This window comes from Chromohalobacter beijerinckii, assembly GCF_023061185.1.
Lineage (GTDB): Bacteria > Pseudomonadota > Gammaproteobacteria > Pseudomonadales > Halomonadaceae > Chromohalobacter > Chromohalobacter beijerinckii.
In genome coordinates, this window is sequence record NZ_JAKGAK010000056.1 from 1 (window position 1) to 612 (window position 612).

The window sequence follows — 612 nt, forward strand, 5'->3', positions numbered from 1 at the left end:
AGTGGCTATTCAAAATTTATCGTGCGCTCAGACCCGTAGCCGCCGAGTAGGCGACAGACCTCCTTGCTGAGGTGGTCAAATGAGAGATAAGCACTCAACGGTAGCCATGCGTACTTCATCTGCCGCCACAGAATCTCTATCAGGTTAAGCTCCGGCGAGTAAGCCGATAGGTAGACCAGATGCACACGATGCGACATCCACTCCATAATCTTCCTTCTGAAGGCCTTGGAGCGATGCATACTGGCATTGTCGAGCACCACGATGGCGAAGGTATCGGGGTCTTTCTGGGCCACAAATTGATCAAATGCTTCGATGACTGTCTCGGTAGTCACTGGCTCCGTGGAGGTATGGTAGACCAGCTTCCCGGCTCGGCTGAGGAACCCCAGTACGTTCAACCTTCGGCTATGGGAGTAGGCGGTCATCTCAAAGGGCTGCCCAATGGGACTCCACGCGTATGGAACCGGTGACGACTGCGAAAAGCCCGACTCATCGAAGTAATAGAGTTCGTGCTCACCCAGGTCTTCCCGCTCCTGAAGCACCTTGAGGAGGCCTTGAGTGTTGCGGAAATCCGTTTCGTCGCGCCGTGCCTTCAGTGAATGCCGAATACGCTTG

General features: G+C 54.6%; 1 protein-coding gene. It reads right to left on the reverse strand.

Annotated elements, in window-relative coordinates; all coding sequences use genetic code 11:
• Positions 1 to 5: 5 nt before the first annotated feature.
• The coding region (locus L1075_RS15660; protein WP_246942765.1) for an IS630 family transposase at positions 6 to 612 on the reverse strand (607 nt) is incomplete at its 5' end.